This window comes from Kitasatospora sp. NPDC059722 (assembly GCF_042733235.1).
In the GTDB taxonomy this organism is placed as follows: Bacteria; Actinomycetota; Actinomycetes; order Streptomycetales; family Streptomycetaceae; genus Kitasatospora.
This window is the reverse complement of sequence record NZ_JBHWGD010000089.1, coordinates 1-22,494: the sequence shown is the minus strand read 5'-3', so window position 1 is coordinate 22,494 and position 22,494 is coordinate 1. Positions and strand designations below refer to the sequence as shown.

The 22,494-nt window shown below is 75.2% G+C and carries 22 protein-coding genes; 14 read left to right on the top strand and 8 right to left on the bottom strand.

The features are described from left to right. Positions 1-157: 157 nt before the first annotated feature. Positions 158-673: an EamA family transporter gene (locus ACFV4F_RS35485; RefSeq protein ID WP_380508911.1), complete on the top strand. Its 516-nt coding sequence runs from the start codon at positions 158-160 to the stop codon at positions 671-673. Between the two features lie 72 nt (positions 674-745). Next, complete coding sequence (locus tag ACFV4F_RS35480) at positions 746-1,321, top strand: hypothetical protein (RefSeq protein WP_380508908.1); 576 nt, start codon at positions 746-748, stop codon at positions 1,319-1,321. A 246-nt stretch (positions 1,322-1,567) separates the two neighbouring features. Here the strand turns inward: ACFV4F_RS35480 and ACFV4F_RS35475 are convergent, their stop codons facing one another. From ACFV4F_RS35475 to ACFV4F_RS35460, 4 genes are all read right to left on the bottom strand, one after another. Continuing rightward, on the bottom strand, positions 1,568-1,948 hold the full coding sequence (locus ACFV4F_RS35475) for a hypothetical protein (RefSeq protein WP_380508907.1): 381 nt from the start codon (positions 1,946-1,948) through the stop codon (positions 1,568-1,570). Positions 1,949-2,036: 88 nt separating this feature from the next. Beyond that, complete coding sequence (locus ACFV4F_RS35470) at positions 2,037-2,507, bottom strand: DUF4429 domain-containing protein (RefSeq protein WP_380508905.1); 471 nt, start codon at positions 2,505-2,507, stop codon at positions 2,037-2,039. Positions 2,508-3,086: 579 nt separating this feature from the next. Then, entirely contained in the window at positions 3,087-4,070 is a 984-nt protein-coding gene (locus tag ACFV4F_RS35465) for a zinc-binding dehydrogenase (RefSeq protein WP_380508902.1), read from the bottom strand. Positions 4,071-4,125: 55 nt separating this feature from the next. Then, positions 4,126-5,592, bottom strand: a complete 1,467-nt coding sequence (locus tag ACFV4F_RS35460) for an MFS transporter (protein WP_380508899.1) — start codon at positions 5,590-5,592, stop codon at positions 4,126-4,128. Between the two features lie 304 nt (positions 5,593-5,896). Here ACFV4F_RS35460 and ACFV4F_RS35455 point away from each other — a divergent pair, with 304 nt between their 5' ends. Together ACFV4F_RS35455 and ACFV4F_RS35450 are read left to right on the top strand one after the other, a co-directional pair. Then, entirely contained in the window at positions 5,897-8,881 is a 2,985-nt protein-coding gene (locus ACFV4F_RS35455) for an AAA family ATPase (protein WP_380508896.1), read from the top strand. 347 nt (positions 8,882-9,228) lie between these two features. Beyond that, positions 9,229-9,579: a hypothetical protein gene (locus ACFV4F_RS35450; protein WP_380508893.1), complete on the top strand. Its 351-nt coding sequence runs from the start codon at positions 9,229-9,231 to the stop codon at positions 9,577-9,579. On the opposite strand, the gene ACFV4F_RS35445 is transcribed toward ACFV4F_RS35450, so the two are convergent. Further along, positions 9,538-10,737, bottom strand: a complete 1,200-nt coding sequence (locus tag ACFV4F_RS35445; protein ID WP_380508890.1) for an RNA-guided endonuclease InsQ/TnpB family protein — start codon at positions 10,735-10,737, stop codon at positions 9,538-9,540. The genes ACFV4F_RS35450 and ACFV4F_RS35445 overlap by 42 nt on opposite strands. 42 nt (positions 10,738-10,779) lie before the next feature. On the opposite strand from ACFV4F_RS35445, the gene ACFV4F_RS35440 reads away from it, so the two are divergent. From ACFV4F_RS35440 to fusA, 3 genes are all read left to right on the top strand, one after another. Then, positions 10,780-11,034: a hypothetical protein gene (locus ACFV4F_RS35440; protein WP_380508888.1), complete on the top strand. Its 255-nt coding sequence runs from the start codon at positions 10,780-10,782 to the stop codon at positions 11,032-11,034. Positions 11,035-11,162: 128 nt separating this feature from the next. After that, positions 11,163-11,306 carry a hypothetical protein gene (locus ACFV4F_RS35435; protein WP_380446725.1) on the top strand — a complete coding sequence of 48 codons (144 nt, stop codon included), beginning with the start codon at positions 11,163-11,165 and terminating at the stop codon, positions 11,304-11,306. A 115-nt stretch (positions 11,307-11,421) separates the two neighbouring features. Beyond that, positions 11,422-13,521 (top strand): elongation factor G, encoded by a 2,100-nt coding sequence (gene fusA, locus ACFV4F_RS35430; protein ID WP_380508885.1) that lies wholly within the window; start codon positions 11,422-11,424, stop codon positions 13,519-13,521. A gap of 49 nt (positions 13,522-13,570) precedes the next feature. On the opposite strand, the gene ACFV4F_RS35425 is transcribed toward fusA, so the two are convergent. Next, positions 13,571-14,428, bottom strand: coding sequence for an NAD-dependent epimerase/dehydratase family protein (locus ACFV4F_RS35425; protein ID WP_380508882.1), 858 nt, complete (start codon positions 14,426-14,428; stop codon positions 13,571-13,573). A 166-nt stretch (positions 14,429-14,594) separates the two neighbouring features. On the opposite strand from ACFV4F_RS35425, the gene ACFV4F_RS35420 reads away from it, so the two are divergent. From ACFV4F_RS35420 to ACFV4F_RS35395, 6 genes are all read left to right on the top strand, one after another. After that, the gene (locus ACFV4F_RS35420; protein WP_380508922.1) at positions 14,595-15,440 is read left to right on the top strand and encodes a helix-turn-helix transcriptional regulator; all 846 of its coding nucleotides are present in this window, start codon (positions 14,595-14,597) and stop codon (positions 15,438-15,440) included. Positions 15,441-15,565: 125 nt separating this feature from the next. Then, the gene (locus ACFV4F_RS35415; protein ID WP_380446733.1) at positions 15,566-16,465 is read left to right on the top strand and encodes a neutral zinc metallopeptidase; all 900 of its coding nucleotides are present in this window, start codon (positions 15,566-15,568) and stop codon (positions 16,463-16,465) included. Between the two features lie 116 nt (positions 16,466-16,581). Continuing rightward, positions 16,582-16,947, top strand: a complete 366-nt coding sequence (locus tag ACFV4F_RS35410) for a hypothetical protein (protein ID WP_380446736.1) — start codon at positions 16,582-16,584, stop codon at positions 16,945-16,947. Positions 16,948-17,293: 346 nt separating this feature from the next. Further along, the gene (locus ACFV4F_RS35405) at positions 17,294-18,388 is read left to right on the top strand and encodes a sugar ABC transporter substrate-binding protein (protein ID WP_380446738.1); all 1,095 of its coding nucleotides are present in this window, start codon (positions 17,294-17,296) and stop codon (positions 18,386-18,388) included. 52 nt (positions 18,389-18,440) lie between these two features. Then, the gene (locus tag ACFV4F_RS35400) at positions 18,441-19,226 is read left to right on the top strand and encodes an ATP-binding cassette domain-containing protein (protein WP_380446741.1); all 786 of its coding nucleotides are present in this window, start codon (positions 18,441-18,443) and stop codon (positions 19,224-19,226) included. Continuing rightward, a complete protein-coding gene (locus ACFV4F_RS35395; RefSeq protein WP_380446744.1) occupies positions 19,223-20,494 on the top strand; it encodes a sugar ABC transporter permease in 1,272 nt (423 codons plus the stop codon). The genes ACFV4F_RS35400 and ACFV4F_RS35395 overlap by 4 nt, the downstream gene beginning before the upstream one ends. Before the next feature lie 126 nt (positions 20,495-20,620). Here ACFV4F_RS35395 and ACFV4F_RS35390 read toward each other — a convergent pair whose 3' ends face one another. Beyond that, entirely contained in the window at positions 20,621-21,202 is a 582-nt protein-coding gene (locus tag ACFV4F_RS35390; protein ID WP_380508879.1) for a TetR family transcriptional regulator, read from the bottom strand. Between the two features lie 94 nt (positions 21,203-21,296). Here ACFV4F_RS35390 and ACFV4F_RS35385 point away from each other — a divergent pair, with 94 nt between their 5' ends. Continuing rightward, the gene (locus tag ACFV4F_RS35385; protein ID WP_380508876.1) at positions 21,297-22,130 is read left to right on the top strand and encodes a patatin-like phospholipase family protein; all 834 of its coding nucleotides are present in this window, start codon (positions 21,297-21,299) and stop codon (positions 22,128-22,130) included. On the opposite strand, the gene ACFV4F_RS35380 is transcribed toward ACFV4F_RS35385, so the two are convergent. Beyond that, positions 22,117-22,281: a hypothetical protein gene (locus ACFV4F_RS35380; RefSeq protein WP_380508873.1), complete on the bottom strand. Its 165-nt coding sequence runs from the start codon at positions 22,279-22,281 to the stop codon at positions 22,117-22,119. The two genes, ACFV4F_RS35385 and ACFV4F_RS35380, sit on opposite strands and share 14 nt — an antisense overlap. Positions 22,282-22,494 lie beyond the last annotated feature (213 nt).

The following is a 22,494-nucleotide window of genomic DNA, read 5'->3' as shown; positions in this document are numbered from 1 at the left end:
CTCCCCCGCCACGCCCCACCCCCCCCCCCCCACCGCCGCCCCCCCCCCCCCCGCCCCCGCGCCCGCCCCCCCCCCCCCCCCGCCGGCGCCGCCCCCCCCCCCCCCCCGGCGCGCCCACCTGGCGGGCGCGTTCGTCGGGCTCGGCGGGGTCGCGCTGATGCTCCTGGGCTCCGGCGCCACGGTGACCGCCGGCGGGCTCGCGGCCTCCACGGCGGCCATGCTCGTCTCCTCCGTCGGCTACGTCCTGGCCGCGCGCTGGCGCGAGGGCGCCGACCCGCTGGCCGCCACCTCCTGGCAGCTGACCGCCGGCGGCCTGCTCCTGCTGCCGCTGGCCGCCGCCGCCGAAGGCCCGCCGCCCGCCATGGACGCGCGTGTGCTGCTCGCCTTCGGCTACGTGACCGTGGTCGCGACCGCGCTCGCGTTCGCGCTCTGGTTCGCGGGCCTGCGCCACCTGCCGGCCGGCACCGTCGGCCTGCTCGGCCTGCTCAACCCGCTCGCCGGGGTGCTGCTGGGCACGGCGCTCGGCGGCGAGGACCTGGGCGCGCGGCAGGGGGCCGGACTGGTCCTGGTCCTGGCCGGCGTCCTCCTCGGCCGTCCCCGCAATGCCTCCCGCACCCCGCCCTCGGGCGCGCCGCAGCCGGAGGTGCCCAGGCCGGCCCGCACCGGCGGCTGAACGCCCGTCACGGCGGCCCTCCGCCCGTCGGGCCGGTCCGGGATGTCGGAGGGCGTGGCTACGATCCCGGGCATGGGCTACACCACGGAATTCACCGGCCGGATCGCCGTCGAGCCGCCGCTCAACGAGCAGGAGGCCGCCTACCTGCGGAAGTTCGCCGGCACCCGGCGCATGGACCGTGCCAACGGCCCCTACTACGTCGACGGCACCGGCCACGCGGGACAGGGCCCCGACCCGGACGTCCGCGACTCCGGCAGGCCCCCGGCGGGCCAGCCCGGCCTGTGGTGCCAGTGGGAGCCCACGGACGACGGCGCCGCGATCGAGTGGAACGGGCACGAGAAGTTCTACGAAGCGCCCGAGTGGATGGCCTACCTGGTCGACCACTTCCTCAAGCCCGGCGCCCACGCCCAGGGCGAGCCCGGGTTCGGGGACTTCACCTTCGACCACGTGCTCGACGGCGTGATCGACGCCCAGGGCGAGGAGTCCTGGGACACCTGGCAGCTGGCGGTACGTGACAACGAGGTGTCCGCGTCCGGGCCCGTCGAGCCCGAGACGGTGTGGCTCTGCGGGGGCTGCACCGAGGTGATCGCCGACGAGGACACCACCTGCTGCCCGGGCACGGACCCGATCCCGGCCTGCGCCGGGTAGGCCACCCGCGGCCGGCGCACCCGACCGCCCGTAACAGCCGCCCCCGCCCCGGGGATTCGACCGACCCCCTGACTGTCGCCTGGCTCAGCGGCTTTCGCCGGCATCACCGCCGTTACGAGCGCAAAGCCGATCGCTCCGCGGCCTTCGCCGGCATCGCGGCCGCCCTGATCCGTCACCGCCGACTCGCCACGTGCGATGACGGCTGAAGCTGTCAGCACGTGATCGGTCGCCGCCCCGAGGCACCTTTCAGGAGGCCCGGCCCTGAGCCGGGCAATGCCAGTCGGCCGCGTCGATCGCATGCCCCGCCATGTCAGCGAGGTGGAAGCAATGGCCGTTGGCCCACACCGTGACCGAATCGCGTCGATGCACGACCTGGAAGGGCTCATCCCCACGCAACGTCCCGGACCAGGAGCCGTCCGCGGCCGGTGAGTGGGTGACAACGACCCAGGTCCGCTGCCGCAGGATCTGGTAGGTGTCCGCCCAGGGCTCCACGGTCAGCTCCAGCGGCGCTTCACCGTCGTTCGTGACCAGCAACCGCGCGGTTCCCCCGACGAACATCTCCGGCACTTCTCCTTGTCTCAGGCTCTGATCCTGCAGGCGCGCACCCTCCACGGGTGCGGCGCACATGGCCTGATCCTCACACGCGGGATCAGATTCGCCGGCGGTGCCATCCCCCCTCGTCTGCCACCGCAGGTTCTCCGCAGGAGATGACTTCTTACAGCCCGAGGAGCCGTGCCTTGGCGGTGTCGAAGTCCCGCTGGGTGATGACGCCCTGGCGCACCAGCATCCCGAGCTTGGCGAGTTCGTCGGCGACCGAGGCGACGGCGGCCGGCGCCGGATGCCGTGGCGCGTGGTGAGCGGCGACGGCGTGCTCGATCGCAGCGCGCAGGGCCTCGAAGCCGGCCTGCTGGGAGCGGGTGAAGACGACACTGTTCTCGTCCTTGACGGCCTTCTGGGTCTGGCTGCCGAACCCGGACCTGATCTCGTTCCCGCCGGGGAGGCTGAACTGGACGTAGCCGTTGACGGCCAGCCCGGCAGGCTTCCAGCGGACGGCGGAGATCTGGGAGACGTGGAGTCGCTTCTCGCCCTTGCCGACGACGGACCGGGCGAGCAAGCCGTTGCGGGTGATGGTCACGTACTGTCCGTCGAAGTGGACCTGGCCGGTCTTGCCCTTGGCGTGGATCACCGCGCTGCCCTCCGGTTGGTGGTGTGCGCGTGATCGTAGTGGCCTGTACTCCGGCGCGGACGGGAACGGCTCTCTTTCTTCCGGGCGCGACGACGGCTGCCGCTGCGGGCGCTGACGGACGGCCCGCTGTATGCGCCGGTGACGGCGCCAGGCGTGCGGGAGTTCGCTGTGCGCACGGGCGTCCGGTAGGGCGGTCGGCAGGTGGGGCGGTCGGCAGGTGGGGAGCCCGGGCGGGGCCGCGGGCCGGCCGGATCCGTCGGTATGGGGACGGATGCGGTGGTGGCCGCGGCGCGGGCGCTGTGGGGGAAGTGGCAGGTGTGGAAGGGGAGTTCCCGGCTACGTGGGTGCGGGTGGCCCTCTCGCCGCGGTCGCGGGTGTGTCCGCCGGGCTGGGTCGGGGGCGTGTCGCTGGGCGGGGCGGTGCTCGTGACCGCGCCCACCGGGCAGGCGGTGGCGCTCGTGCGGGAGGCTTTGCGGGTGTTGGGGTGAGTGGATGTCTGGTGGGGGGTGGGGGCTTCGGCGGCCGCGGCTGGCCGGGCGTGTGCGGGGGAGTGAGGGCGGTGGGCCGCTGCCGGGTGGGTCACAGGTGGCGGTCGAGGGTGGGGTCGGTGCCGGCCGGGGGCAGGGTCAGGACGGCCTTGCCGCGGATGTCGCGGCGGGCCAGGGCGGTGAGCGCGTCGGGGGTGCGGGTCCAGTCGGCGGTGAGGCTCGTGTGGGGGGTGAGCCGGCCGTCGGCGACCAGGCGCACCAGGGTGGCGAGGTCGGCCGCCATGCCCGGACCGGCCTCTCCGGCGGCGCCGGCGGGGTCGCCGCTGATCAGGCCGACGAGGCGGGCGTTCCAGCCCTGGGCGTAGAAGTCGCCGATGGACAGCTGGGAGGGCCCGGCGACGTTCCCGTACAGGACGGCGGTGGCGCCGGGGGCGAGGAGGCGGACGGCGTCGGTGAGGCCGGGGCCGCCGATGCCGTCCAGGACCAGCTGGTAGGGGCCGTGGGCGGCGGCGTCCGCGAGGCCGGTGACGGTGTGGCGGGCGCCCAGGGCCCGGGCGGCCTCGGCCCGTTCGGGCCGGCTGACGTGGGCGGTGACGCGGGCGCCGGCGGCCGCCGCGAGCTGGACGGCGAACTGGCCGACGCCGCCGGTGGCGCCCGTGACCAGGACGTTCGCGCCCAGGAGCGGGCCGCCCTGGCGCAGGGCCCGCAGTGCGGTGACGCCCGCGATGGGCAGGGTCGCCGCCTGCGTGAAGGGGACGGCGTCCGCCAGGACGGCGGCGCTGTGGACGGGCACGGCCGCGCGCTCGGCCCAGCCGTGCTCGTCCAGGCGCGCCAGCACGCGGGTGCCGGCGGCGGGGCCGGTGCCGTCGGCGGCGGCGCGCAGCACGGTGCCGGCGACGTCCTGGCCGGGGCGCCAGCCGTCGGGGCGGCGGCGGATGAGGTTGAGCTCGTCGCGGTTGAGGGCGTAGGCGTGGACGGCCATGAGGAACTCGCCGTCGGCGGGCTCGGGTTCGGGCAGGGTGTCGCTCAGGCGCAGGCCGGCCGGGGCGGTGGGGTCGGTGATGAAGCCGCGCATCGTGATCAGTCCTTCAGGGGGAGGGGGGAGGGGGAGGGCAAAGGGGGGCAGGAGGTCAGGCGGAGACGGGGGTCTTGGTGTCCGGGGCCGCGGCGGAGACGGGCGCGGCGGCGGGTGCCTGGGGCCGGGGAAGCCGCGTGACCAGGGCGGTCGCCGCCGCGTACAGCAGCGCGGCGAGCCACAGGGCGTGTTCGGCGGCGTCCGCGTAGCCGGCCGGGGTGGGGTGGTGGCCCAGGGCGGAGAAGAAGACGGCGCCGAGGACGGCCACGCCGGTGGCGGTGGAGAACTGCTGGGTGGTCGTCAGGATCCCGGAGGCGGCGCCGGCCCGCTCGGGGCGCACGCCGCCCAGGACGGTGCCGGTCAGGGCGGGCATGGTCAGCCCGCTGCCCAGGCCCACCAGGGCCAGCGGCGCGGCTATCAGCGGCGCTCCGGCCGAGGCGCCGGCCAGGTGCAGTTCGAGGGCGAGCAGGGCGATGCCGGCGGTGCCCAGGGCGTTGCCGGCCAGCAGGGCGCGCGAGCCCAGGCGGGCGGCTAGGTGCCGGCCGAGCAGGGCGGCGGTCATGGTGCCGGCGCCCAGCGGCACGAACACCAGCCCGGCGTGGGCGGCGTCCAGGCCGAGCCCGCCCTGCAGGAGCAGGGTGGTGGTGAGCATCAGGCCGCCGAAGGAGGCCATGACGGCGACGTTGACGAGCAGTCCGACGCGCAGCGGGCGGGAGGCGAACAGGGCGAGGTCGAGCAGCGGCTCGCCGCCGCGCGCGGCCAGGCGGCGCATCCAGGCCAGGGCCGCGGCCAGCGCGGGCACGGCGGCCGCCAGCGACAGCACGCTCCACAGCGGCCAGCCCTCCTCGCGTCCGACCACCAGCGGCACCAGGGCGAGCGCGAGGGCGAGGGTCAGGGCGAGCGCGCCGACCGGGTCCAGGCCGGGGCGGGCGGCGGGGGCGCGCCGGGGCAGCAGACGGGCGGCCGCGGCGAGCGCGGCGACGCCGACGGGCCCGTTCACCAGGAAGATCACCCGCCAGCCCAGGCCGAACACGTCGGCCTGCAGCAGCGCTCCGCCCAGCACCTGCCCGGCTATGCCGCCCAGACTGATCGTCAGCCCGAACCAGGCCAGGGCGCGCGGGCGCTCCCCGGCCGGGAAGGCGGCCGTGATCAGGGCGAGGACCTGCGGGGCCATCGCCGCCGCCGCCAGGCCCTGCACGAGACGGGCGGCGATCAGCTCGGGGGCACTGGCGGCCAGCCCGCACAGCAGGGACGCGGCCGTGAAGCCCGCCATGCCGAGCAGGAACAGGCGGCGGTGGCCGAACAGGTCGCCCAGCTTGCCGCCGGTGACCAGGCCCGCCGCGTAGGTGAACCCGTAGCCGCCGACGACCAGTTCGAGCGCGGCCGGCCCCGCCCCCAGGTCGCGGGCCAGGGAGGGCGCGGCGACGTTGACGACCATGTAGTCGAACGCGGCCATGAAGGTCGCCAGCAGGATCACCGGCAGGGTGCGCCAGCGGCGCGGATCGGGAAGAACGGTGTGCACGGACGGAGCCTTTCGTCGGCGCACCGCGTGGTGCGCGGCGGTGTCGATCACCGCTGGGAAGAGCCTCGCTCCGCACACCCGCCCCGCACATGGGGCGGATTGCCTAGACACCTCTTCAGATCCGGCGCCCGGGCGCCCCGAACCCTGCCGAACGGCACACAACCCAGGCCCCGGCCAGGGCGTCGGCCGCCTCGGCCAGGTCCTCGGCCAGGACCTCGACCCGCCCGCCCCGCCCGGCCCGACCGTCCCGCCCGCCCCGAGCACCTCGGCGCACCCCCGCCCGCCCCGACGTAGGATGCCGCCGGTGATCACGCCGTCCCGCCCCGCGCCCCTGCTGGCCCGCAGCGCCGAACTGCGCGCCCTCGCCGACGCCCACGCCCACGCGTGCGCCGCCGGCCCGCTGACGGTCCTCGTCGGCGGGGAAGCCGGGATCGGCAAGACCCGCCTCGTCGAGGAGTTCACCACCCACCTCGCCGCGCACACCGACACCCGCGCCTACCTCGGCGGCTGCCTGGCCCTGGGCGCCGACAGCCTCCCCTACGCCCCGTTCGCCGCCCTGCTGCGCGCCCTGGCACGCGAGTTCGGCACCCCGTGGACGGCCGGCGCCCTCGGCCCCGCCGGGCGCCGCGCCCTCGCCCCCTGGCTGCCCGAACTCGACGGCACCCCCCACCCGCACGCCCTCGACGACCCCCGGACACCGCCCGCACCCGACCCCCACGGACGCTCCCGCCTCTTCGACGCCGTCCGCACCCTCGTCGAGGCCGCCGCCGCACACCACCCCGTCGTCCTGGTCGTCGAGGACCTCCACTGGGCCGACACCTCCAGCCGCGACCTCCTGCTCTACCTCGCCCGCACCCTCACCCGCCCCGGCGTCCTCCTCCTGGCCACCCACCGCTCCACCGACCTGCCCGACGACCACCCCCTGCACCCCCTGCTCACCGCCCTCACCCGCCTGGGCCCCGTACGCCGCGTCGACCCCGCCCCGCTGCGCCGCGCCGACGTCGCCCGCTGGCTGGCCGACCACGGACTCGACCCCGCCCGCGCCGAGGAGATCCACCGCCGCAGCCAGGGCAACCCCCTGTTCGTCGAGGCCCTCGCCGACGCCGGCGGCCCCGCCACCCCCGTCCCCCTGCGCGACCTGCTGCTCACCGCCCTGCGCGAACTGCCCGATGCCGCACGGCAGGTGGTGCGCGCCGCCTCGGCCGCCTGCGTCGTCGAGGACACCGTCGGCCACCGCCTGCTCACCGCCGTCCTGCCCGACCACGCGGACCTGGACCAGTGGCTGCGCCAGGCCGTCGAACGCCGCCTGCTGCAGCCCGACGGCGACGGCTACCGCTTCCGCCACGCCCTGCTGCGCGCCGCCGTCCACGAGGACCTGCTGCCCGGCGAACGCGCCCGCCTGCACGCCGCCTACGCCCGCGCGCTGGCCGCCGACCCCGCCCTCGCCGCACCCGACCGGCTCGACGCGGCCCTGGCCGCCCACTGGCACGCCGCCGGCGACCGCCCCCGCGCGCTGGCCGCCGCCGCCCGCGCCGCCGACCGGGCCCGGCGCGCCCACGCCTACGCCGAGCAACTCGCGCTGCTGGAACGGGTCCTGGACCTCTGGCCCGCCGACGGCCACCCCGCCGGCGGCCACCCCGACACCGATGCCGGCACCGATGCCGCCGCCCCGCCCGAGCGCGCCGACGTGGCGGCCGCCGCCGCCCGCGCCGCCCTGGACGCCGGCCAGGCCCTGCGCGGCATCGCCCACGCCACCACCGCCCTCGACCTCCTCGACACCACCCCCACGGGCCCCGCCGCACCGCCCGCCGCCGCCCGCCGCGCCCTGCTCCTGGAGACCCGCAGCCTGCTCAAGCACCGCGCCGGCCAGGACGGCCTGGACGACCTGCGCGAAGCCGTCCGCGCCCTGCCCGACACCCCCACCGCACCGGACACCCCCACCGACGCCCCCGCCGTCGCCGTCCGCGCCCGCCTGCTCGCCACCCTCGCCAGCCGCCTGTGGGTCCTGACCCACCACCACGAGGCCCTCGGCCACGCCGAAACCGCCCTCCACCTCGCCCGCCGGGCCGGCGACCCCGGCGTCCAGGCCCTCGCCCTGGCCACCCTCGCCGCCCACGCCTCCCACACCGGAAACCCCCACCAGGCCCGCGCCCACTGCGACACCGCCGCCCGCCTGGCCGCCGAGGCCGGCGACGACGACACCGCCGCCCTCGTCGCCGTCGTCGCCTGCGTCACCCACAAGGCCGACGGCCGCTACGAGGACGCCGCCACCGCCGCCCGCCACGGCCTGGACGCCGCCCGCCGGGCCGGACTGGCCGGCAGCCGCGGCGCCGTCCTGGCCGCCGTCCTCGCCGACGCCCTCACCCACCTCGGCCACCACGACCAGGCCCGCACCGCCGCCGAGGACGCCCTCGCCCTCGACCCGCCGCCCCTGTACCGGGCCGTCCTGCTCACCTGCCTGGGCACCCTCGCCCTCACCGCCGACGACACCGGCGCCGCCACCGAGGCCGCCGCCCACGCCGAACGCCTCCTGACCCCCCACTACACCGGCCGCGAATTCCTCCTGCCGCTGCACGACCTCCAGCTGCGCACCGCCCTCGCCACCGGCGACCACACCCGCGCCGCCCACCTGCTGCGCACCGCCCTCGCCGACCCGCACCTGGCCGACCACCCCGCCCTCGCCTGGCCGCTGGCCCACACCGGCCTGTTCACCGCCCAGGCCCTGCACCCCGACCCGGTGGCCGCCGGCCTCACCACCGCCCTCACCGCCCTCGTCGAGCACCTGCCCGCCCCCGGCCCCCTCCAGCAGGCCCACCGCGCCTCCTGCCGCGCCCTCCTGAGCACCGAGGCCGCCGCCCAGCACGCCGCCGTCACCGCCTGGCGCGCCCTCGCCCACCCCCACCCCCTCGCCGAAGCCCTGCTGCGCGCCGCCGACGCCGCCCTGGCCACCGGCGAGCGCACCGCCGCCGAGGAGTTCCTGCGCGAGGCCGACGCCCTCGCCACCGCCCTGCCCGCCCCGGCCCTCACCCGCCACGCCGCCCGCCTGGCCGCCCGCCACCGCCTGACCACCACCGCCCCCGAAGGTGCCCAGGGCCTGGGCCTGACTCCGCGCGAGACCGACGTGCTGCGCCTGGTCGCCCAGGGCCACAGCAACCGCGCCATCGGCGAGGCCCTGTTCATCTCCGCCAAGACCGCCGGCGTCCACGTTTCCAACATCCTCGCCAAACTCGCCGTCACCTCCCGCACCGAGGCCGCCGCCCTAGCCCACCACCGCCGCCTCTTCGACTGACGTCCGCCCCTCCCGGCGGGACGGCCGCCGGTACGTCTGGCGGCCTGGCGGAACCCTCCGGGGGCGAGGGGATGCGAGAACCGCGGGTCCCCGCTCCCGGCCGTCGGCGGCGGGGACGGGAGGCGGCTGCCGCCGGTACGCCTGGCTTGCGGAGCTCTCCGGGGGAGGGCAGGCCCGGTGGCCGCCCGCGGTACCGGTCGTCCGGGAACGTACGGACGCCGGCCGGGAGATGTGCCCGCCCCGCCCCGCGCCGTGCGCACCTCCGCGACTGGACCGGGCCCCTCGCGCGCTGGTGGAATGACCCGCGCGCGAGGGGCGCGGGTGTCACGGATCACGGGGGAGTGCCGGTGCGCACGGGGATGGAACTGGCCGACCGCTACGAGCTGGCCGGCCTGATCGGCCGCGGCGGCATGGGCGAGGTGTGGCGCGCCACCGACCGGCGGCTGCGCCGCCCGGTGGCCGTCAAGATCCTGCCGCTGGCCGCCGGCGCGGACGCCACCGAGGTGGCCCGCTTCCGCCGCGAGGCCGAGATCGCCGCCCAGCTGGTCCACCCGGGCATCACCACCGTCTTCGACGTCGGCGAGCACCACGACGGCACCCAGCCCCTGTTGTTCCTCGTCGTGACTCCTCCCCCGCGTGAACGCGAGGGCTTCTCGCTATGCCGGTTGGGCTTCGCGACGGGCCAGCCCGGCCCGTAAGACATTGACGGCTGCCACCGTGTCGGCGTGCGCCTGGTAATCACAGCCAGTGCAGCGGAAGACCGCCTGGGTGGGCCGGTTCTCCGCGGTGGTGTGCCCGCATTGGGGGCACTGGCGGGAGGTGTTGCGGGGGTCCACGGCCATCGTTTCCCGTCCGGCGCATGCTGCCTTGGCGGTGAGGATCGTCAGGAACACCCCCCAACCGGCATCGGAGATCGAGCGGTTGAGTCCGGCCTTCGCCGCAGCACCGTTGGGCAGAAAGCCGCCCGGCCGTTCGGGGTCGGGCCTCGGGGCCGGAGCGCGGAGCATGTTGCGGATCCTGAGATCCTCGTGCGCGATGAAGTCGTGCCCGCGCACGAGGCCCAGTGCGGTCTTGTGCGCGTGGTCCAGGCGCCGGCGGCGGACCTTGCGGTGCAGCCCGGCCACGGTCTCCACGGCTTTGCGACGGCGCTTGCTGCCGCGCTTGCACCGCGACAGAGCCTGCTGTGCGGCTTCGAGCTTCGCGGCGGCCTTCCGGCCGTGGCAGGGGTTGGGCACGAAGTCGCCATCGGAGTCGGCGAGGAAGTTGGCTATGCCCATGTCGATGCCGATGGCGTTGCCGGTCACCGGGAGGGGTTCGGGCCGGGTCTGTTCGGCGGTCAGGATGACGTACCAGCGGCGGCCTTCCCGCTTGACCGAGACCGTCTTGACGTTGCCGGCGACGGGCCGGTGCCGGTGGACCTTGATGTGGCCGATGCCTTGCAGGCGTACGCGGGTGACGGGGTCGTGCGGGGTGGAGTCCCAGCGGCAGCCGTCGCCATCTTTCGGCCATTCCACGGTGTCGAACCGCTTGTCGGAGCGGAAGCGCGGATAGCCAGGCTTGTCGCCGGACTTGACCCGGCGGAAGAACGCGGCGAACGCCTTGTCCAGCCGGCGCAGGGTGGCCTGCTGCGAGCTGAACGACCAGCGGCCATGGCACTCGGGATCGAAGGCCCGGATGTCCTTGAGCTGAGCGGACTGCTCGCCGTAGCGGACCATCGTCTTCGAGACATGCCGGTAGGCGTCGCGGCGTTCCTGCAGTGCCGCGTTGTACAGCGAGCAGTGATCACGCAGCATCCCGGCCAGCGCGCCCTGCTGGCCCACGGTGGGCCGCATCAGGAACTTGTACGCCCGGATCAACGCGGCCCACCCCCTTCAGCAACCGCGTCGTCAACGTAGCCGGTGCCACTGACAACGCAGCGAACTCCGCCGCTGTCCCGTGGTTTCGCGGCAGGATCTCGCTGGCTGTTTGACGGTACTCCGCAACTGGAGCCAGAAGCGCACAAAGCCACTGGCCAGCTCACCGCCGGTACCCGGTTCTGCCTCGACAGCAGCGACCAGTCGGGCCACAGCGTCATGTACCTCGAACTGCGCGTCAAGGACCCCGACCGCGACCTCACCTTCACCGCCACCGCCTGGAAGCAGTCCGCGCGCTGACCCGAGCACTGACCCGCGCACGAGGCCGCGGGAAATCCCGTCGCGCCGCGCCGCCCGCCTTCCCTAGACTCGCCGGGCAGTCACGCCCGTGACGCGCCGAGACCAGCAGTGAGGGGAGGGGAGTGGCCATGGCCGCCCAGCGCACCGCCGCCACCCCCTCCACGGCTCCTGCCGCCTCTCCCGCGTCCCGGTACGAGGTGATCCTGGTGTCCCCGTCCTTCCGGTGCCCGCTGCGCGGCCGGCACCGGGGGACGAGTGCGACGAACGCCTGAACGAGGCCACCCGCAGACGGCCGAGAGCCGCACACGCCACCACAGGTGACGTCACGTCAGCACCCGTCCAATCGCGCGCCCACCCACCCACGGATCACCTCCGAAAGGCCGGGCCATGCGCACCGAGACCACCACCAGCACCGCCACCACCACGACCACCGGCACCACCACCGCGATCGCCGCCGTCCGCAACCTCGGCATCCTCGCCCACGTCGACGCCGGCAAGACCACCGTCACCGAACGGATCCTCTACCTCACCGGCACCACCCACAAGCGCGGCGAGGTCCACGACGGCACCACCGTCACCGACTTCGACCCCCAGGAACGCGACCGCGGCATCACCATCTTCGCCGCCGCCGTCTCCTGCGCCTGGGCCGGGCACCGGATCAACCTCATCGACACCCCCGGCCACGTCGACTTCGCCGACGAGGTCGAGCGCTCGCTGCGCGTCCTGGACGGCGCGGTCGCGGTGTTCGACGCGGTGGCCGGCGTCGAGCCGCAGAGCGAGTCGGTGTGGCGCCAGGCCGAGCGCCACGGCGTGCCCAGGATCGCCTTCGTCAACAAGCTGGACCGCGCCGGCGCCGACCTGGACACCGCTGTCGCCTCCATCCGCGAGCGCCTGCACCCGCACCCGCTGGCCGTGCAGCTGCCCGTCGGCGCCGAGGACGCGTTCACCGGCGTCGTCGACCTGATCACCTTGCGCGCCCTGACCTGGAGCGAGGAGGACGGCATGCGCGAGCACCCGGTGCCCGCGCACCTCGCCGACGAGGCCGCCGCCCGCCGGCGCGCCCTGGAGGAGGAGGTGGCCGCCCTGCACCCCGGCGCCCTGGAGGAGTTCTGCACCGACGGCGCCCTGGGCGCCGCCACCCTGACGGCCGCCCTGCGCGACCTGACCGCCGCCGGCGAGGCGGTGGTGGTGCTGTGCGGCTCCGCCTACCGCAACCGCGGCATCGAACCGCTCCTGGACGCCGTCTGCGCCTACCTGCCCTCCCCGCTGGACGTGCCCGCCGTGCGCGGCACCGCCGGCCCCGGCGACGACACCGTCCTGGAGCGCGCCGCCGACCCCGGGCAGCCGTTCACCGCCCTGGCGTTCAAGGTGAGCGCCGCCCCCACCGGACGCCTGACCTACCTGCGCGTCTACGCCGGCCGACTGGAGAAGGGAGACCTCGTGCTGGACACCGCCACCGGCCGCCTGGAGCGCGTCGCGCGCATCCTGCGCGTCCAGGCCGACCGCCGCACCGAGACCGACCGGGCCCTGGCCGGGGACATCGTCGCCGTGATCGGCCCCAAGGCCGCCCGCGCCGGCGCCACCCTGTGCGCGCCCGGCGCCCCGATCCTGCTGGAGGCCCCGGTCAGCGCCGAGCCCGTCGTCACCGTCGCCGTCGAGGCCCGCCGCGCCGCCGACACCGACAAGCTCGCCACCGCGCTGGCCCGCCTCGCCGAGGAGGACCCGTCGCTGCGGGTGCGCACCGACCCCGAGACCGGGCAGCGCACGCTGGCCGGGCTGGGGGAGCTGCACCTGGAGGTCGCGGCGGAGAAGATCCGCCGCGAGCACGGCATCGACACCGTCGTGGGCCGCCCGCGCGTGGCCCACCGCGAACGCCTGGCCGCGGGCGTCAGCGGCTTCGTCCACCGGCACGTCAAACAGGACGGCGGCGCCGGCCAGTTCGCGCACCTGGTGCTCGACGTCCAGCCCCTGGACGACACGCAAGAGGAGGAGTTCGTGTTCACGTCCACCGTCACCGGCGGACGGGTCCCGCGCGAGTACGTGCAGGCCGTCGAGGCCGGCTGCCGCGACGCCCTCGCCGAGGGCCCGCTCGGCGGCCACCCCGTCACCGGCGTGCGCGTCACCCTCACCGACGGCGCCACCCACCCCAAGGACTCCTCCGAGCTCGCCTTCCGCACCGCCGCCCGCAACGGCGTGCGCGAGGCGCTGCGCGCCGGGCGCCTCCAGCTGCTGGAGCCCGTCGTCCAGGTGACGGTCAGCGTGCCCGAGGAGGCGCTGGGCACCGTCCTCGGCGACCTCGCCGCCCGCCGCGGCCACGTCCAGGCCACCGACGTCACCCGGGCGGGCGCCCAGGTGACGGCCGTGGTGCCGCTGGCCGAACTGTTCGGCTACGCGAGCCGCCTGCGCTCGCGCACCCAGGGCCGCGGCACCTTCACCACCCGCCCGGCCGGCTACGCCCCCGCACCCGCACCGGTGCCCACGGCGTGAGCCACCCGGTCCGCCCCCCGCCCGCACTGGGCCCGGGGGGCGGACCCCGTTACAGCGCCCCCGCCTCCAGCGCGGCCCACGCCGACGGGTACTGCGGGCGCCACCCCAGGTCCCGGCGCGCCGCCGCCGTCGAGCCCTGGCCCTCCCACGGGTCGAACTCCGCCGTCGCCGCAGCGCCGCCGCCCGGGTGCACGGCCCCGTTCAGGACGTGCAGGTCCCAGGCCGTCAGCGGCGCGTCGTCGCACACGTTGTAGGTGCGCCCGGCGATCCCCGGGGTCACCGCCGCCCGCCACAGCGCCTGCGACACGTCCGCGTGGTGCACCGTCGCCAGCCGCTGGTGCGCGGGCCACGCGCCCGCCCAGTGCAGGGAGTCCGCCAGGTGCGGGTCGCCCTCGCCGTAGACGAACGCCAGGCGCGCCACCACCAGCGGCAGCCGCCCGCCCAGCTCCGCCAGCCCCGCCTCCGCCTCGGCCTTGGACACCGGGTAGATCCCCCACGCCGGGTCGGGGGCGAGGCGGTCCTCCTCCACGGCCGGGCGCCCCAGCCCCCGCCCGTACACCAGCGTCGTGCTCGCCTGGACGAACCGCTGCACCCCGGCCGCCGCCGCCTCGCGCCCCAGCGCCACGGCCGCGTCCCGGTTGACCGCCCACACCTCCTCCTCGGGCACCCCGCGGAAGGCCGCCGCCACGTTCACCACCACCGACGCGCCGTCCAGCGCCCGAGCCCGGTCGCCCGCCTCCCGCAGGTCCCCGCTGACCACGTCCACCCCCAGGGCGGCCAGGTCGCCGGCCCGGGCGGCGTCGCGCACCAGCACCCGCACCCGCCCGGCACCGGCCCACCGCACCAGCCGCGGCACCAGCCGCCGCCCGACCTTGCCCGTCGCACCCGTCACCAGAATCGTCGTCACAGTCTTCTCCGCTCACAGCCGTTCACCGCTGACAGGAACAAACCCTGCCCGCCCCCGGAGCGCCGCGGCAGAGACCTCTCCAACCACGGATCGCCAATCCCTGGATAACCACGGACCGCCGATGCCTGGATACGCCCCGCCCCGCCGGGTCATCCTTGGACGCATGATCGACCGACCGGCCCTCGCCGACTTCCTCACCCGCTCCCGCGCCCGCCTCACCCCCGCCGACTGCGGCCTGGCGCCCACCGCCCGCCGCCGCACCCCCGGGCTGCGCCGCGAGGAGGTCGCCCACCTCGCCGGCCTGTCCGTCGACTACTACGCCCGCCTCGAACAGGCCCGCGGCCCCCAGCCCTCGCCCCAGCTCCTGGCGGCCCTGGCCCGCGCCCTGCGCCTGAGCGAGGACGAGCACGACCACCTCTTCCACCTCTCCGGCCACGAACCGCCGCGCCGTCACAGCCCGCTCACCCACGTGCGCCCCGGCCTGCTGCTCATCCTCGACCGCCTCCACGACACCCCCGCCCAGGTGCTGTCCGACCTCGGTGACGTCCTCGTGCAGAACGCGATGGCCGCCGCCCTCCTCGGCGACGTCGCCGCGCACCCGCCCGGGCGGCGCAACCTCGTGCTGCGCTGGTTCGCCGAACCCGCCTCGCGCGAGCTGTTCGCGCCCGAGGAGCACGAGGACCTGGCCCGCGGTCACGTCGCCCACCTGCGCGCCGCCCACGCCGCCCGCCCCGGGGATCCGCGCGTGGCCGAGCTGCTCTCCCAACTCCACGCCACCGGACCGGAGTTCGCCTCCTACTGGGAGCGCCACGAGGTCGCCGTGCGGCGCAGCAGCCGCAAGACGGTGCTGCACCCGCAGGTGGGGCGCCTGGAGCTGGAGTGCGAGGTGCTGGTCGCCGGGGGCACGGACCAGGTGCTGGTGGTCAACAGCGCCGCGCCGGGCAGTGACAGCGCCGGGCGCCTGGAGCTGCTGCGCGTGGTGGGCGGCGCCGGACTCGCGGCCCGTGCGTGAGCCCCGCCCGCGCGTGAGCCCCGTTCGGTGACGGTCCGCGGCCGCCCGCCCCCGTAGGCTGGTGCGGCCCGTCACCGAGCGGGCGGGCACACGCGTACGACGACGAGACAGAAGCGGGCACAGGCATGCAGTTCGACGACCAGGGCGACCTCGACACCTCACAGGTCGACGACCGGCGCGGCATCCCGGGCGGGAAGGTCGCCATCGGCGGCGGGGCGGTGGGCCTGATCGCCGTGCTGTTCGCGGTCCTGCTGGGCGTGGACCCCCAGCTGCTGGGCCTGTCCTCGGGCGGCGGCTCCACCTCCTCCGCCGGCACCCGCACCGCCGGCGAGGTGGGGCAGGCCTGCAAGACCGGCGCCGACGCCAACAAGCGCCAGGACTGCCGCATCGTCGCCGTCACCAACAGCCTCCAGGACTTCTGGCGCACCGAGCTGCCCAGGCGCGGCACCGCCTACAAGAGCGCCGAGACGGTGCTGTTCACCGGCCGCGTCAACACCGCCTGCGGCCCCGCGACCTCCGCCGTCGGCCCGTTCTACTGCCCCGGCGACCAGAAGGCCTACTTCGACCTCGGCTTCTTCGACGAGCTGTCCAGCCGCTTCGGCGCCAAGGGCGGCCCCTTCGCCGAGTCCTACGTCGTCGCCCACGAGTACGGCCACCACATCCAGACCCTGACCGGCGCCATGCAGAAGGTCGGCGGCGACCGCCAGGGCGCCACCAGCGCCTCGGTGCGCCTGGAGCTGCAGGCCGACTGCTACGCCGGGGTGTGGGCGCACTACGCGACCACCACCAAGCAGCCCTCCACCGGCCGCCCGCTGATCACCTCGATCACCGACCAGGACATCGCCCAGGGCCTGGACGCCGCCGCGGCCGTCGGCGACGACCGCATCCAGAAGCAGGCCACCGGCAAGGTCAACCCGGAGAGCTGGACCCACGGCTCCTCCGACCAGCGCAAGACCTGGTTCACCACCGGCTACCGCGGCGGCGACATGACCCAGTGCGACACCTTCTCCGCCACCAAACTCTGAGCCCCCCGGCGCGGCGGCGGACCCCCTGTCACCTGTCAGGGACCGCCGCCGCCCGCTTCTTCCTACGCTGACGGCACTGGCCAGACCAGCGCACACCAGCAAGGGAGAACCACCTGATGCGCAGGATCACCCACGCCGCCGCCGCACTCGCCCTGACGACCGCCGCCCTGACGACCCTGACCGCCGGCAGCGCCGGCGCCGCCGACGGCTCCTGGGCCGGCTGCCCGTCCGGCGCCGTCTGCATCTACCCGCAGAACCAGAACCCCGCCTCCGCCCCCAGCGACGTGTTCTGGAGCTACGGCGCCCACAACCTCAGCGGCCAGTACGGCAACCACTGGGTCCTCAACAACCAGACCGGCGGCGCCCACGCCCACCTGTGCCGCGGCGCGGGCGGCGCCGACTGCGTCTACGACATCGCCGCCCGCAACGGCGTCTGGTACGACCTGGGTCCGATCAACTCGATCACCCTCGACCGCCCCTGACGCCACGTCAAGAAGCAGGGATGCCCGCTGTCACGGGGGGACGGCGGGCATCCCCTTGCGCGTTCACGGCCCGCATCCGCCGCCCCTGACCAGGAACGACCTGACCGTAACCTGACACTTCGTCAGATGGATCAGCTCCCGGACCCCGCCGCCGCGCCCGACGCCCTGACCTGGCCCTTGGAGAATCCTCCAGGTTTCGATCCCGCGCAAGCGTTCACGAAGATAACGAATGATGGCCGATTCCCCGGAGCATGGATTTACTTATTGACGCCATACGCGTGGGCAGGTTTAACTCCCCCCACTCCGCCGCTGCGCCGCGGCGACGTCCACGAGAGGCACCCCACCCATGAACGCAATGACGCGTCGCGCCCTCATCGCCACCACCGCCGTCGCGATGGCCCTGTCCATGGCCGCGTGCGGCAAGGCCGGCGGCGACAAGAAGGACTCGGCCGCCTCCGGCGACAGCACCTCCATCGGCCTGCTGCTGCCCGAGAACGCCTCCTCCACGCGCTACGAGTCCTTCGACCGCCCCTTCATCGAGGCCAAGGTCAAGTCCCTGTGCGCGGACTGCAAGGTGCTCTACAACAACGCCGAAGGCAGCGCCGCCAAGCAGAAGCAGCAGTTCGACACCCTGATAGCCCAGGGCGTGAAGGTGATCGTCCTGGACGCCTACGACGCCAAGTCCACCCAGGGCTGGGTGCAGGAGGCCGCCGCCAAGGGCGTCAAGGTCGTCGCCTACGACCGCCTGGCCACCGGCCCGGTCGCCGCCTACGTCTCCTTCGACAACGAGAAGGTCGGCGAACTCCAGGGCCAGGCCCTGCTGGACGCGGTCGGCCCGCAGGCCTCCGACGCGAACATCGTCATGATCAACGGCGACGAGGCCGACCCCAACGCCGCCCAGTTCAAGGCCGGCGCCCACAAGGTCCTCGACGGCAAGGTCAAGAAGGTCGTCTACGAGCAGTCCGGCGAGTGGAAGCCCACCGTCGCCTCCCAGAAGATCGGCGCCGCCGTCACCCAGCTCGGCAAGACCGGCTTCCAGGCCGTCTACTCCGCCAACGACGGCATGGCCGGCGCCATCATCACCCAGCTCCAGAGCTCCGGCATCAAGGTCCCCGTCGGCGGCCAGGACGCCGGCCTCGACGCCATCCAGCGCATCGTCACCGGCGACCAGGCCTACACCATCTACAAGGCCTACCGCCCCCTCGCCGACTCCGCCGCCGAACTGGCCGTCGACCTCCTCAAGGGCAAGGACGTCAAGTCCCTCGCCACCGCCGGCGTCGACAGCGACACCGACAAGGCCATCCCCGCCAAGCTCCTGGACGCCAAGGTCGTCACCAAGGCCAACATCAAGGACACCGTCGTCGCCGACGGCCTCTACAAGGTCGCCGACATCTGCACCGCCGACTACGCCGCCGCCTGCGCCGCCGCCGGCCTCCAGTAACACCGGCGCCCGGTCCCACGCTCCAAGCACCCCACCACACGAGAAGGTTCACGTGACAGGCGCACCCGTCCTCCAACTGCGCGCGGTCTCCAAGCGCTTCGGCGCCGTCCAGGCCCTCACCGACGTCGACCTCGACGTCCACGCCGGCGAGGTCCTCGCCCTCGTCGGCGACAACGGCGCCGGCAAGTCCACCCTCGTCAAGACCATCGCCGGGGTCCACCCCGTCGACGAGGGCACCATCACCTGGCGCAGCGAGGCGGTACGCCTGACCCGCCCCCAGGACGCCCAGGCCCTCGGCATCGCCACCGTCTACCAGGACCTCGCCCTGTGCGACAACCTCGACGTCGTCGCCAACCTCTTCCTCGGCCGCGAGAAGCTCCGCAACGGCCTCCTCGACGAGGTCGCCATGGAACAGCAGGCCCGCGAGCTCCTGGACACCCTGTCCATCCGCATCCCCGACGTGCGCATCCCCGTCGCCGCCCTCTCCGGCGGCCAGCGCCAGGTCGTCGCCATCGCCCGCGCCCTGGTCGGCGAGCCCGCCGTCGTCATCCTCGACGAGCCCACCGCCGCCCTCGGCGTCGAACAGACCGCCCAGGTCCTCGACCTCGTCGAGCGCCTGCGCGAACGCGGCTTGGGCGTCATCCTCATCAGCCACAACATGGCCGACGTGCGCGCGGTCGCCGACACCGTCGCCGTCCTGCGCCTGGGCCGCAACAACGGCGTCTTCACCGTCGCCGACACCACCCAGGAACAGATCGTCTCCGCCATCACCGGCGCCACCGACAACGCGGTCACCCGCCGCCAGGCCCGCCGAGCCTCGCAGGAGGACGCCGCATGAGCACCCCCACCGACACCGGCGCCGACACCCCGGCCGCCAAGACCCCCGCCGCCGACCCGCGCCTGCTGGTGCGCTCCACCGGCCTGAGCGGCTACCTCGACGAGGCCCGCCGCCGCCTCACCAGCGGCGAACTCGGCTCCACCCCCGTCGTCCTCGGCCTCATCCTCATCGCCGTCATCTTCCAGTCCGCCACCGGCCACTTCCTCCAGGCCGACAACCTCACCAACATCACCAAGTACATCGCCGGACCCGGCCTCATCGCCGTGGGCGTCGTCTTCGTCCTCCTCCTCGGCGAGATCGACCTCTCGCTCGGCTCCGTCGCCGGCGTCTGCGCCGCCATCGCCTCCGTCCTCGCCGTGCGCGAAGGCCTCGCCGAATGGCAGGCCGTCCTCATCGCCCTCGCCACCGCCTGCGCCATCGGCGCCCTGCACGGCTTCTTCTTCGCCCGCATCGGCGTCCCCGCCTTCGTCGTCACCCTCGCCGGCATGCTCGCCTGGAGCGGCCTGCAGGACTACGTCCTCGGCGACCTCGGCACCGTCAACAACCGCCACGACGGCCTCATCGCCACCCTCGACACCAACTTCCTCGGCGACGGCGACATCGTCTACGCCTGGGCCCTGGCCGTCCTCGCCCCCGCCCTCTACCTCGCCGCCCAACTGCGCACCGCCCAGCGCCGCAAGGCCCTCGGCCTCACCGCCCGCCCCACCGCCGACATCGCCCTGCGCACCGGCGCCCTCGCCGTCCTCGCCCTGCCGCTGGCCTACGCCCTCAACCAGGACCGCGGCCTGCCCCTGCCGCTCGTCGTCCTGCTCGGCGTCGTCCTCGCCACCGACTTCGTGCTGCGCCGCACCGCCTACGGCCGCCAGGTCTTCGCGGTCGGCGGCGGCGTCGAGGCCGCCCGCCGCGCGGGCATCAACGTCGCCTGGGTACGCATCTCCGTCTACATGACCTCCGCCACCCTCGCCGGCCTCGGCGGCCTGTTCATCGCCTCCCAGCAGGGCTCCGCCGACAAGCAGCTCGGCGGCGGCAACGTCCTGATGAGCGCGATCGCCGCCGCCGTCATCGGCGGCACCAGCCTCTTCGGCGGACGCGGCAAGACCTGGTCGGCACTGCTGGGCATCCTCGTCATCCAGTCCATCACCACCGGACTCGACATGGTCCACGCGGCCCAGGCCATCCAGTACATGATCACCGGCGCCGTCCTGCTCGCCGCCGTCGTCCTGGACTCCGTCTCCCGGCGCACCCGCGCCACCAACAGCCGCACCTGACCAGCCGGCCGGCCGCCCCGGGCGCGGGGGGGCGCGGGGGGGGGGGGGGGGGGGCGCCCCCCGCCGCGGCGCGCCGGCGCGCGCGCCGCCCGCGCGGCCCCCCCCCGGGCCCCCGGGGCGCGTTTCCTATGCCCCTTGGGCCTCTTGCGCCTCCAGCAGCGCGGCCAGGCGCTCCACCGCCAGCGCGGTGCGCTCGCGGTCACCCGTCAGCGTCAGGTCGAACAGCAGACCCCGCAGCACGGCCATCACCAGCGTCGGCGTGACGACGTCCTGCGGCCCCGCGCACACCTGCGCCAGGTGCTCGCGCAGCACCACCAGCCAGTCGGTGACCGCCCGCCGCCCCTCCGGGTGGCGCTCCGGATGGGCCAGATGGTCGGCGTGCACCTCGAAGGCCAGCCGCACGAACGGCGCCCGCTCCGGCGCGCTCAGCCACCGCCAGATCCCGCGCAACCGCTGCGCCGCACTCGCCCCGTGCGCCGCCGGCAGCCCCTCGGCCAGCCGCGCGGCCCCGCGCCGGCGCGCCTCGGCGAGCACCGCCGCCACCAGCTCCTGCTTGCTGCCGAAGTCGTAGAGCAGCATCCGCGGACTGGTCGCGAGCGCCTCGGCCAGCGGACGCAGGCTCAGCCCGGCCAGCCCGTGGGCCAGCACGTAGTCGGCGGCCAGCGCCACGGTGCGCTCGCGCCGGTGCGGATCGGCCGGTCGTCCCATCGCCGCCGCCCTCCCTCGTTCAGGTCTTCCGAGTGTGCCAGTATATGAAACAGCCGTTTCAACAACGGCGTCTTCGACAACGGGGGGAACCGCCATGCGGACCGATGACGACCTTGCCGCCGACCGCGCCCTGGTGCTGGGCCCCGGCGGCTACCTGGGCACCGCCTGGACGGCCGGCCTGGCCGCCGGCCTGCGCGAAGCCGGCATCGACCTCGCCGAGGCCGACCTGACCGTGGGCACCTCCGCCGGCGCCATGATCGCCGCCGTCCTGACGGCCGGACAGGACCCCGCCCGCCTCGCCACCCCCACCGGCGCCGCCCCCGCCCGGCGCCCCGACCCCGCCCTCACCGGCGCCGTCTTCGCCCTCCTCGGCCAGGGCCTGGACCCCGCCGAGGCCCGCCGCCGCGTGGGCCGCCTCGCCCTGGACACCGCCGACCCCGAGGCCGAAACCGACCTCGTACGACGCCGCGCCGCACTGATCGCCACCGACACCTGGCCCGAACAGCGCCTGCTCGTCACCGCCGTGTGCGCGGAGACCGGCGAACCCGCCGTCTGGGACGCCACCTGCGGCGTGCCCCTGGCCCGCGCCGTCGCCGCCTCCAGCGCCTTTCCCGGCATCGAGGTGCCCGTCACCGTCGACGGCCGCCACCACATCGACGGCGCGCTGCGCGCCGGCACCAACGCCGACCTCGCCGCCGGCGCCCGCACCCTGGTCGTCGTCGACCCGCTCGCCCACCGCCACCCCGGCGCCGGCGCGACGCCCGGCGCCCTCACCCTCGCCCCCGACCCGGACGCCGCCCGCCTCCTGGACACCACCGGCCCCGCCGACCTCGCGACCTGGCAGGCCGCCTACCGCGCCGGCCACACCCAGGCCGCCCCCGCCGCCGCCCTCCTGCACGACACCTGGCGCCCCGTCACGGCACGCTGACCCACTCCACCGCGTACACCGGGGCCAGCCTGGCCCGGTAGAGGTGCAGCAGCAGGACGAAGACCACCAGCATCACCATCGGCATGCCGAGCACGCCCAGCAGCCACAGCAGGAACAGCGGGATCCCGCCCGGGCGGCTGCTGTCGTCCATCCCTGATCTTGCAGGGTATCCCCGGCTTCAGCCGGGGAGGGAATGCATCTTTGGCCCGGAGCCGCGAAGCGGCGGAGAACGCTGCGTTGTCGGTGGGGTGCACTAGCTTGACCACATGGACCGAAAGGGGGTGGGCTGGATGATCCGTGCGTACAAGTTCCTCATGCGGCCCACCGTGGGCCAGGCGCAGGCACTGTCGGAGATGCTTCGGGA

What these genes read in the sequence shown, in the direction of transcription:
- ACFV4F_RS35405 (WP_380446738.1), top strand. Translation starts at nt 17,294, where the DNA reads ATGAACGCAATGACGCGTCGCGCCCTCATCGCCACCACCGCCGTCGCG.
- ACFV4F_RS35410 (WP_380446736.1), top strand. Translation starts at nt 16,582, where the DNA reads ATGCGCAGGATCACCCACGCCGCCGCCGCACTCGCCCTGACGACCGCC.
- ACFV4F_RS35380 (WP_380508873.1), bottom strand. Translation starts at nt 22,281, where the DNA reads ATGGACGACAGCAGCCGCCCGGGCGGGATCCCGCTGTTCCTGCTGTGG.
- fusA (WP_380508885.1), top strand. Translation starts at nt 11,422, where the DNA reads ATGCGCACCGAGACCACCACCAGCACCGCCACCACCACGACCACCGGC.
- ACFV4F_RS35415 (WP_380446733.1), top strand. Translation starts at nt 15,566, where the DNA reads ATGCAGTTCGACGACCAGGGCGACCTCGACACCTCACAGGTCGACGAC.
- ACFV4F_RS35485 (WP_380508911.1), top strand. Translation starts at nt 158, where the DNA reads ATGCTCCTGGGCTCCGGCGCCACGGTGACCGCCGGCGGGCTCGCGGCC.
- ACFV4F_RS35480 (WP_380508908.1), top strand. Translation starts at nt 746, where the DNA reads ATGGGCTACACCACGGAATTCACCGGCCGGATCGCCGTCGAGCCGCCG.
- ACFV4F_RS35390 (WP_380508879.1), bottom strand. Translation starts at nt 21,202, where the DNA reads ATGGGACGACCGGCCGATCCGCACCGGCGCGAGCGCACCGTGGCGCTG.
- ACFV4F_RS35465 (WP_380508902.1), bottom strand. Translation starts at nt 4,070, where the DNA reads ATGCGCGGCTTCATCACCGACCCCACCGCCCCGGCCGGCCTGCGCCTG.
- ACFV4F_RS35475 (WP_380508907.1), bottom strand. Translation starts at nt 1,948, where the DNA reads ATGTGCGCCGCACCCGTGGAGGGTGCGCGCCTGCAGGATCAGAGCCTG.
- ACFV4F_RS35435 (WP_380446725.1), top strand. Translation starts at nt 11,163, where the DNA reads ATGGCCGCCCAGCGCACCGCCGCCACCCCCTCCACGGCTCCTGCCGCC.
- ACFV4F_RS35395 (WP_380446744.1), top strand. Translation starts at nt 19,223, where the DNA reads ATGAGCACCCCCACCGACACCGGCGCCGACACCCCGGCCGCCAAGACC.
- ACFV4F_RS35385 (WP_380508876.1), top strand. Translation starts at nt 21,297, where the DNA reads ATGCGGACCGATGACGACCTTGCCGCCGACCGCGCCCTGGTGCTGGGC.